At 44.5% G+C, this 13,489-nt stretch carries 7 protein-coding genes, 2 tRNA genes and 3 rRNA genes; 10 read left to right on the top strand and 2 right to left on the bottom strand.

The genetic code is table 11. From position 1 onward, the window contains the following. Positions 1-3: 3 nt before the first annotated feature. On the bottom strand, positions 4-1,299 hold the full coding sequence (locus ABH008_RS17525; protein WP_347986899.1) for a peptidoglycan DD-metalloendopeptidase family protein: 1,296 nt from the start codon (positions 1,297-1,299) through the stop codon (positions 4-6). 130 nt (positions 1,300-1,429) lie between these two features. Here ABH008_RS17525 and tyrS point away from each other — a divergent pair, with 130 nt between their 5' ends. The 8 genes from tyrS (at position 1,430) to ABH008_RS17485 (ending at position 11,231) form a co-directional block, all read left to right on the top strand. Then, positions 1,430-2,644, top strand: coding sequence for a tyrosine--tRNA ligase (tyrS, locus tag ABH008_RS17520; RefSeq protein ID WP_347986898.1), 1,215 nt, complete (start codon positions 1,430-1,432; stop codon positions 2,642-2,644). Positions 2,645-3,024: 380 nt separating this feature from the next. Further along, positions 3,025-4,557, top strand: a 16S ribosomal RNA gene (locus tag ABH008_RS17515). A 61-nt stretch (positions 4,558-4,618) separates the two neighbouring features. Beyond that, positions 4,619-4,695, top strand: a tRNA-Ile gene (locus ABH008_RS17510). Positions 4,696-4,787: 92 nt separating this feature from the next. Continuing rightward, positions 4,788-4,863: transfer RNA gene (locus ABH008_RS17505), tRNA-Ala, on the top strand. 477 nt (positions 4,864-5,340) lie between these two features. After that, positions 5,341-8,235: ribosomal RNA gene (locus ABH008_RS17500) — 23S ribosomal RNA — on the top strand. A 182-nt stretch (positions 8,236-8,417) separates the two neighbouring features. Then, positions 8,418-8,533 (top strand): 5S ribosomal RNA (rrf, locus tag ABH008_RS17495). Together the 16S, 23S and 5S rRNA genes with 2 tRNA genes alongside form the textbook arrangement of a ribosomal RNA operon. Before the next feature lie 380 nt (positions 8,534-8,913). Further along, a complete protein-coding gene (locus tag ABH008_RS17490; protein ID WP_347986897.1) occupies positions 8,914-10,590 on the top strand; it encodes a hypothetical protein in 1,677 nt (558 codons plus the stop codon). A gap of 332 nt (positions 10,591-10,922) precedes the next feature. Then, positions 10,923-11,231, top strand: coding sequence for a hypothetical protein (locus ABH008_RS17485; protein WP_347986896.1), 309 nt, complete (start codon positions 10,923-10,925; stop codon positions 11,229-11,231). Between the two features lie 89 nt (positions 11,232-11,320). Here ABH008_RS17485 and ABH008_RS17480 read toward each other — a convergent pair whose 3' ends face one another. Further along, positions 11,321-11,647: a hypothetical protein gene (locus ABH008_RS17480; protein WP_347986895.1), complete on the bottom strand. Its 327-nt coding sequence runs from the start codon at positions 11,645-11,647 to the stop codon at positions 11,321-11,323. A 617-nt stretch (positions 11,648-12,264) separates the two neighbouring features. Here ABH008_RS17480 and ABH008_RS17475 point away from each other — a divergent pair. Further along, positions 12,265-12,585: a hypothetical protein gene (locus tag ABH008_RS17475; protein WP_347986894.1), complete on the top strand. Its 321-nt coding sequence runs from the start codon at positions 12,265-12,267 to the stop codon at positions 12,583-12,585. 142 nt (positions 12,586-12,727) lie between these two features. After that, the gene (locus ABH008_RS17470; protein ID WP_347986893.1) at positions 12,728-13,480 is read left to right on the top strand and encodes a tetratricopeptide repeat protein; all 753 of its coding nucleotides are present in this window, start codon (positions 12,728-12,730) and stop codon (positions 13,478-13,480) included. Positions 13,481-13,489 lie beyond the last annotated feature (9 nt).

Genomic DNA, 13,489 nt, shown 5'->3' with positions numbered 1-13,489 from the left:
GGTTTAGTTTTTGGCGACTTGTGACTCGTCCTTGGCTTGTTTGAGTAGTGCGACAAGCGGTTGGGTTTGTGCTTTAAATTTAGCCAACAAGCCATTGTCCATGGGCATGGATCGCGGAAACTTGGCGGTAACAGGGTTAACGTGTTCCCCTGCTATACGGAATTCATAATGCAAGTGGGGGCCGGTTGCCAAGCCTGTTCTACCCACATAACCAATCACATCACCCTGTTTAATAGTGCTGCCTAATTTTTGACCGGATTTAAAGCCGGATAGGTGTGCGTAAAGGGTTGAATAATTTTGACCATGATTGATTTCCACTACATTACCATAGCCATTTTTTTCGCCACGAAACACTATTTTGCCATCACCAGTGGTTTTAACGGGTGTGCCAACTGGTGCTGAATAATCAACGCCCTTGTGAGCGCGGATAGTATTTAGAATCGGGTGCATGCGATGTAAGTCAAAGTTGGAGCTGATAACGGCAAAATCCATGGGTGTTTGCAGAAAAGCTTTGCGTAGCCCATTGCCATCAGGTGTGTAGTAGCTGCTTTTTCCTTGGTTGTCCTCAAAGCGAACAGCGGTATATGCTTTGCCTTGATTAACAAATTCGACCGACAGAATGTCACCGGTATCAAATTCTTTACCTTCGACCAGTAGTTTTTCATACACCACGGTAAATTGATCGCCATCTTTCAGATTTAAAGCAAAATCAATGTCCCAGGCAAAAATATCAGCCATTTTCATAATTAGTTTAACCGGGAGTCCGGCTTGTTTAGCATCTTCAAATAAAGAGGATGTTATGGTGCCTTTTGCAACTGCAGTTTGAGCCTCGACTTTCTTGCTGAGTAGTTTTACGTCAAAATCATTATCATGCCGGGTGGCAATTAAAGTTTCAAACGGGTTCTTTGTGTAGGTTAATTCCTCTAGTTCACCAGAAGCATTTACTGTGGCGACAACATCGCGACCGGGTTCCACGTCCGCAAACATTTTACCGGTGGCATTTGCATGGGTAATTTTGTGCAAGTCTTCTCTGCTTAAATCAAGTTGCGAGAAAATGCTGGATAAATTTTCGCCGGATTTAACAGTGTGTTCCAGTTCTTCGGAAATATTTTCGGTCTCTACCTTAGGTGCCGGTTCAATATAATTAGTATATTGATTAATTTTGGCTGAGATTAAGCGGTCTTGCTCAAGTCTTTTGGAGTCTTCAAAGGATTTATGTGGGATAAGGCCGTAACTTGCGCTTGCTGCGGCAACGGTGCATGCGCCAAAAAGCGCAGTTTTAAGTAGTCTGTTCTTCACAGTAATCACACTTCATCGTTTTTCGAACTGTGATTGTAGGCAATTTTTATCAATAAGGCGAATAAAATGACGTTTTTTATCCTAAATCAAGTTGGTCTTTCACTTATAATGTGACATAACCCAAAGTTTTATGGAGGCTAAATTGATAGAACAAACCTTGGCTCAATTGCGTTACGGTGCAGATGAGTTACTGCTTGAAGCGGAATTAATCAAAAAACTGGCAGAAAATCGGCCTTTAATCGTTAAAGCGGGTTTCGATCCCACTGCACCCGATTTGCACTTGGGTCACACTGTGCTTATTAATAAACTTAAGCAGTTTCAGGATGCAGGGCATCAGGTGCAGTTTTTAATTGGCGATTTTACCGCCATGATCGGAGATCCAACCGGTAAAAATGTTACGCGCAAACCCTTAAGCCGCGAAGCTGTGTTGGAAAATGCGAAGACATATCAAGCGCAGGTATTCAAGATTCTGGATCCAGAAAAAACCCTGGTTAAGTTTAACTCCACCTGGATGGGGGCGATGAGTAGTGCTGAGCTAATTCAATTGGCAGCCAAACATACCGTGGCTAGGATGTTGGAAAGAGATGATTTCCATAAGCGTTATAAAGGCGGGCAGCCTATTGCTATACATGAGTTTCTCTATCCATTAATACAGGGCTATGATTCAGTTGTCATGCAAGCGGATGTGGAATTAGGCGGAACTGATCAAAAATTTAATTTGCTGATGGGGCGTCATTTGCAGGAGATTTATGGACAAAAACCACAAGTGGTTTTAACTATGCCTATTCTGGAAGGTTTGGATGGTGTTCAGAAAATGTCCAAATCACTTAACAATTACATTGGGATTGCTGATGAGCCGGATGATATGTTTGGCAAAATAATGTCAATTTCCGATGAATTAATGTGGCGATATTATCAGTTACTGAGTTTTAAACCGCGACACGAAATCGAGGCTTGGCAGCAAGCTTGTCAAGAAGGTGCAAACCCACGCAACTATAAAGTGGCGTTGGGTCAAGAGATTGTGGCCAGATTTCATGGTGAGCAGGCTGGAAAAAAAGTATTGGAAAATTTTGAAGCACGTTTTCAGCGTGGTGCGATACCTGATGATATACAGGAGCTAGAAATAAAAGTAAGTGCTGAGGGTTTGCCGATTGCTAATATTTTAAAAGAAGCGGGGTTAGTTGCTTCAACATCCGAGGCTATGCGTCTTATTAAGCAGGGGGCAGTTAAAATATCGGGCGAAAAATTGGATGATCCAAAATTAGTTATAGCTTTGAATAATCACAGTGTTTATCAAGTAGGCAAACTTAAATTCGCTCGAATTAAATTAATTCTTGACGAATAATCCTGGGGCTGTATAATGGTCGGCTCTTCAGGGGTGATTGCAAAGCGGTAACTTCTGAAAGGTTGGTAGGTTGTAAAGTGTTTTAAGCGCTTGATTATGTTTTGTAAGTTTGTGATCGTGTTGAGTTTGGATGCGGCGCTACTGAGAAAAAATAAGTTTGACAAGAATTTAAAATGCTGTAGAATGTATCGGCTCAACAGTGACGAAAGTGACTGGCTCTTTAACAGTTTGAATCGAAATAATTTGTGTGGGTATGCGTGGCGGCAATGCTCTTGTTTAAGAGATAGTCGACACATAAACCACGTCAATTTGTAATAAAAAAGACGCTTATGTTGTCGAGCCAAGATTGGTTACTGATCTATCAGTGACAAAATGATATTAAACTGAAGAGTTTGATCATGGCTCAGATTGAACGCTGGCGGTATGCTTAACACATGCAAGTCGAACGGTAGCAGGCCTTCGGGCGCTGACGAGTGGCGGACGGGTGAGTAATGCATAGGAATCTGCCTTATAGTGGGGGATAACGTGGGGAAACTCACGCTAATACCGCATACGACCTACGGGTGAAAGGGGGGGCTCTTCGGACCTCTCGCTATAAGATGAGCCTATGTTGGATTAGCTAGTTGGTAGGGTAAAGGCCTACCAAGGCGACGATCCATAGCTGGTCTGAGAGGATGATCAGCCACACTGGGACTGAGACACGGCCCAGACTCCTACGGGAGGCAGCAGTGGGGAATATTGGACAATGGGCGAAAGCCTGATCCAGCAATACCGCGTGTGTGAAGAAGGCCTGAGGGTTGTAAAGCACTTTCAATGGGAAGGAATACCTATCGGCGAATACCCGGTAGACTGACATTACCCATACAAGAAGCACCGGCTAACTCCGTGCCAGCAGCCGCGGTAATACGGAGGGTGCAAGCGTTAATCGGAATTACTGGGCGTAAAGCGTGCGTAGGCGGTTCGTTAAGTCAGATGTGAAAGCCCTGGGCTCAACCTGGGAACTGCATTTGATACTGGCGAACTAGAGTTGAGTAGAGGAGAGTGGAATTTCAGGTGTAGCGGTGAAATGCGTAGAGATCTGAAGGAACACCAGTGGCGAAGGCGGCTCTCTGGACTCAAACTGACGCTGAGGTACGAAAGCGTGGGTAGCAAACAGGATTAGATACCCTGGTAGTCCACGCCGTAAACGATGTCAACTAACCGTTGGGTTCTTAAAGAACTTAGTGGTGGAGCTAACGTATTAAGTTGACCGCCTGGGGAGTACGGCCGCAAGGCTAAAACTCAAATGAATTGACGGGGGCCCGCACAAGCGGTGGAGCATGTGGTTTAATTCGATGCAACGCGAAGAACCTTACCTACCCTTGACATCCAGAGAATCTGTTAGAGATAGTAGAGTGCCTTCGGGAGCTCTGAGACAGGTGCTGCATGGCTGTCGTCAGCTCGTGTCGTGAGATGTTGGGTTAAGTCCCGTAACGAGCGCAACCCTTATCCTTAGTTGCCAACAGTTCGGCTGGGAACTCTAGGGAGACTGCCGGTGATAAACCGGAGGAAGGTGGGGACGACGTCAAGTCATCATGGCCCTTATGGGTAGGGCTACACACGTGCTACAATGGCCGGTACAGAGGGTTGCCAACTCGCGAGAGTGAGCTAATCCCAAAAAGCCGGTCTTAGTCCGGATTGCAGTCTGCAACTCGACTGCATGAAGTCGGAATCGCTAGTAATCGCGGATCAGAATGCCGCGGTGAATACGTTCCCGGGCCTTGTACACACCGCCCGTCACACCATGGGAGTGGGTTGCAAAAGAAGTAGGTAGTTTAACCTTCGGGAGGGCGCTTACCACTTTGTGATTCATGACTGGGGTGAAGTCGTAACAAGGTAGCCCTAGGGGAACCTGGGGCTGGATCACCTCCTTACAAAGACAGAGTAACTGTCATGCGTACTCACAACAAATTATTTCGATTGAAAGACACACCTGGGTCTGTAGCTCAGTTGGTTAGAGCGCACCCCTGATAAGGGTGAGGTCGGAGGTTCAAATCCTCCCAGACCCACCAACTAAAGACGACGACGATGAGAGGTTATGGTAGGCTGAAGGTCTAACAGAATCTAAATTGTTTAAGTCTTCAGTTAACGCTTATGCTGACATGGGGCCATAGCTCAGCTGGGAGAGCGCCTGCCTTGCACGCAGGAGGTCAGGAGTTCGATCCTCCTTGGCTCCACCATTGTCTTTCGCAAACTGAGTAGTAAAAACAAAGCAATGTAACAAATAAAGAAAGAATAAAAGCAGTAAAGGCAGTACCAAAGAAGTAAAACAAACAGTCAACAACAACTCTATACGGTTTTAACGATACCGCCGCAAGGCAGGGTATTGATAAAGACTTTATAGAATTGGTGTTAAACCAATAGCTCTTTAACAATGTGGAAATCTGTAACAACTATAGTAGTGATCAGCAATGATCAAAACTGATGTGAAGAACTGAATCGAAAGAAACGGAACAACACATCACTCTAGCAAAAATCAGCGAAAATGTCAGCTGAACAGATAACCAAAATAGATCAGGCAACGAAGAAAGCAAACGTTGGCTAAAGATGACTGAAAAGGCGTACTCAGTAACGACTGAGAAATCCAATTCACTCTTCATTAACCGCGAGTGTTTTTAAGTACGCCGTCCGCGAGGACAGATGTATTGGGGTTATATGGTCAAGTGAATAAGCGCATACGGTGGATGCCTAGGCAGTAAGAGGCGATGAAGGACGTTGTAGCATGCGAAAAGCTTTGGGGAGTTTGCAAACAAACTGTGATCCAGAGATGTCCGAATGGGGAAACCCGGCGAGGAAAACCTCGTCATCCTGCAGTGAATACATAGCTGCTGGAAGCGAACCCGGAGAACTGAAACATCTAAGTACCCGGAGGAAAAGAAATCAACCGAGATTCCCTAAGTAGTGGCGAGCGAACGGGGACTAGCCCTTAAGCTAGAATAAAGTTAGTGGAACGGTCTGGAAAGTCCGGCGATACAGGGTGATAGCCCCGTACACGAAAACTTCATTTTAGTGAAAACGAGTAGGTCGGCGCACGTGAAACGCTGATTGAACATGGGGGGACCATCCTCCAAGGCTAAATACTCCTTACTGACCGATAGTGAACTAGTACCGTGAGGGAAAGGCGAAAAGAACCCCGGAGAGGGGAGTGAAATAGAACCTGAAACCGTATGCGTACAAGCAGTGGGAGCCCCTTCGTGGGGTGACTGCGTACCTTTTGTATAATGGGTCAGCGACTTACATTTTGTGGCAAGCTTAACTGAATAAGGGAGGCGTAGCGAAAGCGAGTCTTAATAGGGCGTTCAGTCGCAAGGTGTAGACCCGAAACCGGGCGATCTATCCATGGCCAGGCTGAAGGTCAGGTAATACTGACTGGAGGGCCGAACCCACGTCTGTTGAAAAAGACGGGGATGAGCTGTGGATCGGAGTGAAAGGCTAATCAAGCTCGGAGATAGCTGGTTCTCCTCGAAAGCTATTTAGGTAGCGCCTCGTGTATCACTCTTGGGGGTAGAGCACTGTTTCGGCTAGGGGGTCATCCCGACTTACCAACCCGATGCAAACTCCGAATACCAAGAAGTGCAAGCACGGGAGACACACGGCGGGTGATAAGGTCCGTCGTGAAAAGGGAAACAGCCCAGACCGTCAGCTAAGGTCCCCAAATCTATGCTCAGTGGGAAACGATGTGGAAAGGCACAGACAGCCAGGAGGTTGGCTTAGAAGCAGCCATCCTTTAAAGAAAGCGTAATAGCTCACTGGTCGAGTCGGTCTGCGCGGAAGATTTACCGGGGCTAAGCATAGTACCGAAGCTACGGATTTACGCGTTAAGCGTGAGTGGTAGAGGAGCGTTCCGTACGCCTGCGAAGGTCAATTGAGAAGTTGGCTGGAGGTATCGGAAGTGCGAATGCTGACATAAGTAACGATAAAGAGGGTGAAAAACCCTCTCGCCGAAAACCCAAGGTTTCCTGCGCAACGTTAATCGACGCAGGGTTAGTCGGCACCTAAGGTGAGGCCGAAAGGCGTAATCGATGGAAAACAGGTTAATATTCCTGTACCAGTGGTAACTGCGATGGGGTGACGGAGAAGGCTATATCAGCTGTCGGTTGGAAGTGGCAGTTTAAGCGTGTAGGGAGTAGTCTTAGGCAAATCCGGGACTGCAATTCTGAGACGTGATGACGAGTGTTTAGCGATAAACGCGAAGTGATAAATGCCCTGCTTCCAAGAAAAACCTCTAAGCTTCAGGTTATCAGTGGCCGTACCCTAAACCGACACAGGTGGGTGGGATGAAAATTCTAAGGCGCTTGAGAGAACCCGGGTGAAGGAACTAGGCAAAATGATACCGTAACTTCGGGAGAAGGTATGCCGTTGATAAGTGAAATCCCTCGCGGATGTAGCGTAAGGCGGTTGCAAAAAATCGGTGGCTGCGACTGTTTAGCAAAAACATAGCACTCTGCAAACACGAAAGTGGACGTATAGGGTGTGACGCCTGCCCGGTGCTGGAAGGTTAATTGATGGGGTTATCTTCGGAGAAGCTCTTGATCGAAGCCCCAGTAAACGGCGGCCGTAACTATAACGGTCCTAAGGTAGCGAAATTCCTTGTCGGGTAAGTTCCGACCTGCACGAATGGCGTAACGATGGCCACACTGTCTCCACCCGGGACTCAGTGAAATTGAAATCGCTGTGAAGATGCAGTGTACCCGCGGCTAGACGGAAAGACCCCGTGCACCTTTACTATAGCTTGACACTGGACTTTGAACCTACTTGTGTAGGATAGGTGGGAGGCATTGAAGCGAGGACGCCAGTTCTCGTGGAGCCAACCTTGAAATACCACCCTGGTATGTTTGGAGTTCTAACCTAGGTCCATTATCTGGATTGGGGACAGTGTCTGGTGGGTAGTTTGACTGGGGCGGTCTCCTCCTAAAGAGTAACGGAGGAGCACGAAGGTACCCTCAGCCTGGTCGGAAATCAGGCAATGAGTGCAAAGGCATAAGGGTGCTTGACTGCGAGACGGACAAGTCGAGCAGGTACGAAAGTAGGTCTTAGTGATCCGGTGGTTCTGTATGGAAGGGCCATCGCTCAACGGATAAAAGGTACGCCGGGGATAACAGGCTGATACCGCCCAAGAGTTCATATCGACGGCGGTGTTTGGCACCTCGATGTCGGCTCATCACATCCTGGGGCTGAAGCAGGTCCCAAGGGTATGGCTGTTCGCCATTTAAAGTGGTACGCGAGCTGGGTTCAGAACGTCGTGAGACAGTTCGGTCCCTATCTGCCGTGGGCGTTTGAGATTTGAGGGAAGCTGCTCCTAGTACGAGAGGACCGGAGTGGACGAACCTCTGGTGTTCCGGTTGTCATGCCAATGGCATTGCCGGGTAGCCACGTTCGGACAGGATAACCGCTGAAAGCATCTAAGCGGGAAGCCCCTCCCAAGATGAGATCTCACTGGGACTATAAGTCCCCTAAAGGGCCGTTGAAGACTACGACGTTGATAGGTACGGTGTGGAAGCGCAGTAATGTGTGAAGCTAACGTATACTAATTGCCCGTGAGGCTTGACCATATAACACCCAATGCATTTGGGTGAGGTTGATGGGTGTTGAAAGACACCGAAGACGCTGAGACAGAGACTGACGTATTGAGAATAATATGACAGTATTGAAAAATGCGAAGAGTTTAGAGTACAGATTTCCATGCAGGTAGTGTAAAGCTACTGAATGACGACCGTAAGGTCAAACCAGTTTGCTTGGTGAACATAGCAAGCGTGAACCACCCGATCCCATCCCGAACTCGGAAGTGAAACCGCTTAGCGCCGATGATAGTGTGGCAGTTTGCCATGTGAAAGTAGGTCATCGCCAAGCTCTTAAATTAAGAGCCCTGATACCCATAAGTATCAGGGCTTTTTTTATGCCTGTCGATGGAACCTGGATGAAATGCAATGTAATCCGGGAGGTGAAGCCGAAAGGCTTTAGCCCAATCGATGATGGCTATAAGAGCGATGGGGTGAGTGTTCAATTAACAATCACCGTACAACCGCTTGCCGTTCCAAGCAGATGTAATCAATATCGCAGCCGTTACCCCCACAATACATTGCATTTCATACGGGCTACCAGATGTCATTAATATGACTATATTCAGCCACCTCCCTGATTCCTTAGCATTTTTAACGGATATCGATCGTAAGCTGTATAATCAATTTTTTCATGTTTGCATTAACTCCTTCTAACTGAAAATTACGCATATGACTCTGTTAACTTCCTTAAGCGTTCAGATAGAAGCCGCTATTCAACTGACTGAAAAGTTGATTTTAGTTTTCAAACACGAAGCTAAATTATGGTGTATACCTGAATTGAATCAGATTACCCAGTTAGAATTAGATAAAACCCAATTGATAGCAGAGCGTGATCAACTACTCAAGGTATTGAACAATTTATCTGTGAGTAGACAACCAGATGAAGCAGAGTTGCACTATTTGCATATATTGCAAAAACTGGATACCGAATTAATTTTGGCTAAATTGGAATGCTTAATAGCTAAAGACCCACAGGAAACCCAACACCGTTACCATCGTGCAGTGGTTTTGACTAACCTTGGCCGTAATGCTGAAGCTCAGGCTGAATTTATGTCGGTACTGAGTCAAGACCCCACACATTACGGTACATTGATCGATTTTGGAAATTTACTACTCAGTAATAGTTATAGAACTGCAGCTCGTTCTCTTTATCAGCAAGCAGTAAGCTTGCATAACCAGGAAACCATGGGCCATGTTAATTTAGCCAATCTACTGTTATCTGAAGCAGAGTATGAAACGGCTAAATTACATTACGAGTATGCCTTACGTATTGCTCCTCAACTTGCAGAAGCGCATCAGGGCTTATCTTATGCACTTCAGGCGCTTGGTGACAATACTCTGGCAGCTAAGCATAGAGAGCAAGGATTTCATGGGCATTCGATACAGATCTATCCTTATCGCGGTGTACAGACAGCCATACCCATTTTGATTTTCTGTTCTGCCATGGGGGGTAATATTGCATTTAAACATTTGCTGGATGAACAGCTTTTTGCAATAACTCTATTGTTTACCGAATATTTTGATACAAACATTAGCTTGCCACCTCATCGCTTGATTATAAATGCAATTGGCGATGCTGATTTGTGTCACTCAGGCCTTGATGCAGCCGAGACACTATTGCTTGACTGCCATAGTCCAATTATAAACGCGCCTGCTTGGGTTAAAAAAAGTGGTCGTTTGCAAAATGTAGTTCGTTTCTCGTCATTGCCGGATGTAGTTACCCCAAAGATGGTGCAGCTTAGCAAAGTCGAATTGCTCAGTTCTGCTATTGCAGAATTAATAGCTAATTATGGCATTACTTTTCCGTTGTTACTACGTAGTCCTGGATTCCATACTGGTCAATATTTTTTGAGTGTGGAGTGTTTCGATGTTTTTTATGCTGCAGTCAAGGCATTACCTGGTGAAGATTTATTAGTGATACAAATGCTAAACGCCAGTAACGAGCAGGGTGAATACCATAAATATCGGGTTATGATTATAGACGGGGTGTTGTATCCGCTTCATTTAGCGATATCTAGGCATTGGAAAGTGCATTACTTTAGTGCAAATATGCATGATCAATCTGTTTCCAGGCAAAAGGAAAAGAATTTTTTAGAAGATATGACATCTGTTTTGGGTGATAAGGCTATCAATGCGCTAACGTGTATAGGGCAGATGTTGGGTCTTGACTATGCCGGTATTGATTTTGCGTTAACTGCGAGTGGTGAGGTGTTATTGTTTGAAGCGAATGCGACTATGGTTGTTCCCATGCCAGAAGCGGATGATAAGTGGCAATATCGCCGCGACGCAGTCAGAAAAATTCAGAAAGCAGTTAAACAAATGTTGATCAATCGTTGTCAATGCTAAGTCTATTTAAAAGTATAAATACGTGTGGATATTTACATCATGAATGAATAGTCTATTGGTCATTAGTGCAATAGCGTATTGTATGGCAATCATATTATGCTGTTAAATATGGTTTGGGTTACTGCAGTAATATTGAAATTTGTTAATTGAATGTATAACTAAAAAGTATGTAATGTATTTTCTTATTTTTATTATGTTATTTGTTGTGTATCAAATAGTTAAATATAACTTGACATCTTTTGTACTTTTTATACTATAAGAGTTATATTGGAAATATTAACCTAAAACTTGCATATTTAAGCTGGATTTAACTGAAATACTTTGTATTAATTATGGCAAAAACTGCGTCAAATGGTCGGCACCCTAATGATCGTCGTACACAGGAGCGACGAGAGAATCCTTATGCCTTCAATTCGCCAGAATGGATAGCCGTAATGAGTGAGAATTTTATGTTATGGCCTAAACAAGATAGGCGAAAAGCAGATAAAGCTGAGCTTGATAGACGCAGATTGGATAGGCGTAAAAGATTATCAAATGCAAGAATGGCTAACTTAAAAGCCAGAGTGGATAACCCTTCCATATCAAGTGAGTTAACCGATGATGAGTTACAATATATTCTAAATATATATCAGGACAACTGAGTTTGTGATTTAAAGTTAACTGCAAAGCTATTATTTAATGGCTTTGCAGTTAACAGAATTAAAAAACACCCTGTAAGTTCGCAGGATGTTTATTGTTTTAAAGTTTTGTAACCTTCTTCACTTTCACGCATAATTTTTTGGCCTTCGTCTATCAATAACTGGCCTTCATCAATTTGTGCCTGACCTTGACGTTGTAAAGTCTGACCTTTATCCACCTTTTGTTTTCCTTCTTGCCAACGACTGCCGAGTTGGGCAATGCCTTGGCTGTCACGTAACATTTGGTCGCCGGAAAACACTTTAGGTGCTACAGGCGCTGGCGCTGGCGGTGGTTGCACTGGCTGAGAACTGCAAGCAGTGATTAGCAGGGCTGAACAAAAAGTGGGTATGCTATAAGTGAAACGGCTGGATTTCCGCATCGTTGTTATCCTCGGTTAAGGGCTCATTAAAAGGGAATATATTGCAGAATATACTGTGTCTTGCAATGATTATTAGAAAAAATCAAGCGTCACAAACTATTTTTAAAGGATAAAGTTACAATCCTACCAACAAAAAAGAGCTAGCTGTCAGTCGGTCAGAATCCACCCTTTCAATTCAGTTTGTGTTGCTGTATTTAATAATAATAGCATAACATAAACAAGCAGATTATACGTGTATGTGCCAATAATTCTAACTTGAGTGTAAGCATGCTGTACATCTATTTTACGGTAATCTACAAGGCGTTACGCTGATTTTAAGTGGCCAGTGCAGATAAAGATTGGGATATTGGTTGTTGGGATGGGTAAAAATATGTATCTACCTGTCTGACGTGTAGAATGTAACTATACATTATACAGATATTATGTTGTTTCTGTCGTTAGGGGTGTACAGATCAACATGAAATACTCGTTACCCTATCTGATATGTGACCAATTAGCGGTGATATTTCTGGTAGTCAAAGTAATAGAAATCAGCTTGGTACGGATTTTAAGCCATTACCTGTGCAACCTCAGCAATCCATAATAAAGACATCATAAAAAATTGATTAGGATAAATCATGATTATTCAATATTTTCGTTCAATAGTTGCAGTCAGTAGTCTCGTGTTTATCAGTGGCTGTGTGGGTTATGTTCCCCAGCAGGGTTACTCTCGATACTCAAATCAGCCTTATTCTCCTATTATTCCTTATGGTGGATATAGTGGATATAATAATGGTTTCAATATAAGTGGCCCGGCTCCCGCACCCAGAGTTTATGGTGGATATCGTTCAAATGAAAGAGAGTTTGGCGGTGGTGGTTTTAGGCGCGGCGAAAATGAGTGGCGCGGCCATATGCGTGGTGAACGTGGTGAACATGAGCATCAAGAACACGAAAGATAATCCGTTTCGACATAGACTTTAGCGTTTTATCTACGAATAACTCGCATAATACTTTATATGAATTTAGGCGAATTGCTGTATTGAACAATTTGTCAGTAGTTTGTCAAACAAAACGATTTTTCCATTTTTGGAGTTTAAGTAGATGCAAATCAAATGGATAAAAGTAGCATTGGTGTTTTTTTTAAGCTATTCACCTACGTTATGGGCAGAAACACTTGATGAGTTAATCCATCAAGCTGAAAAGGGTGTTTCCGCTGCTCAAACTGAGTTGGGGACCCGTTATGCAGAAGGTAATGGGGTGCCTAGAGATTTTCATATGGCTGAAAAATGGTTCAAGGCTGCGGCAGATCAAGGCAATGCTTTGGCTGAATATAATATTGGCTTAATGTATGCACACGGTGAAGGTGTGCCTATTAATTTAAAAGAAGCTGCCAAGTGGTTTTTAAAAGCAGCAGAACGTGGAGATGTACCTGCACAATTTACGTTGGGTCTAATGTATGCTGATGGTGATGGTTTACCCAGACACTATGATCAAGCTGCTAAGTGGTTTCAGTTGGCAGCCGATAAAGGCCATCCAACAGCCCAGTTAAATTTGGGCTTAATGTATATGCGAGGGGAAGGCCAGGTTGTCAATGAAGAGCAAGCTGTGCACTGGTTTACCCTTGCCGCTGAACAAGGTGATGCATTGGCGCAATATCATCTGGGCTTATGCTACTCCGAAGGCACCGGGGTTAGCAAAGATCTTCAGGAGGCTTATGTTTGGCTATCTTTAGCGGCCGCTCAACGCGTACCGAATGCACACGATTTACTGGATACCCTCGAAACTGAATTATCGGCAAAACAGATTGCCGATGCACAAAGTCGGGCGCAAGCCTGGCAACCTGTTTTACATTAACGATTTAGG

It is taken from the genome of Methylomonas sp. AM2-LC (genome assembly GCF_039904985.1).
GTDB lineage: Bacteria > Pseudomonadota > Gammaproteobacteria > Methylococcales > Methylomonadaceae > Methylomonas.
Note: the sequence above shows the minus strand (reverse complement) of the source record. Positions and strands in the feature narration are given on the sequence as shown.

Bases quoted from the DNA above. Each gene is read 5' to 3' on its own strand.
- ABH008_RS17490 (WP_347986897.1), top strand. From the start codon at position 8,914: ATGACTCTGTTAACTTCCTTAAGCGTTCAGATAGAAGCCGCTATTCAA.
- ABH008_RS17470 (WP_347986893.1), top strand. From the start codon at position 12,728: ATGCAAATCAAATGGATAAAAGTAGCATTGGTGTTTTTTTTAAGCTAT.
- ABH008_RS17485 (WP_347986896.1), top strand. From the start codon at position 10,923: ATGGCAAAAACTGCGTCAAATGGTCGGCACCCTAATGATCGTCGTACA.
- ABH008_RS17480 (WP_347986895.1), bottom strand. From the start codon at position 11,647: ATGCGGAAATCCAGCCGTTTCACTTATAGCATACCCACTTTTTGTTCA.
- tyrS (WP_347986898.1), top strand. From the start codon at position 1,430: ATGGAGGCTAAATTGATAGAACAAACCTTGGCTCAATTGCGTTACGGT.
- ABH008_RS17475 (WP_347986894.1), top strand. From the start codon at position 12,265: ATGATTATTCAATATTTTCGTTCAATAGTTGCAGTCAGTAGTCTCGTG.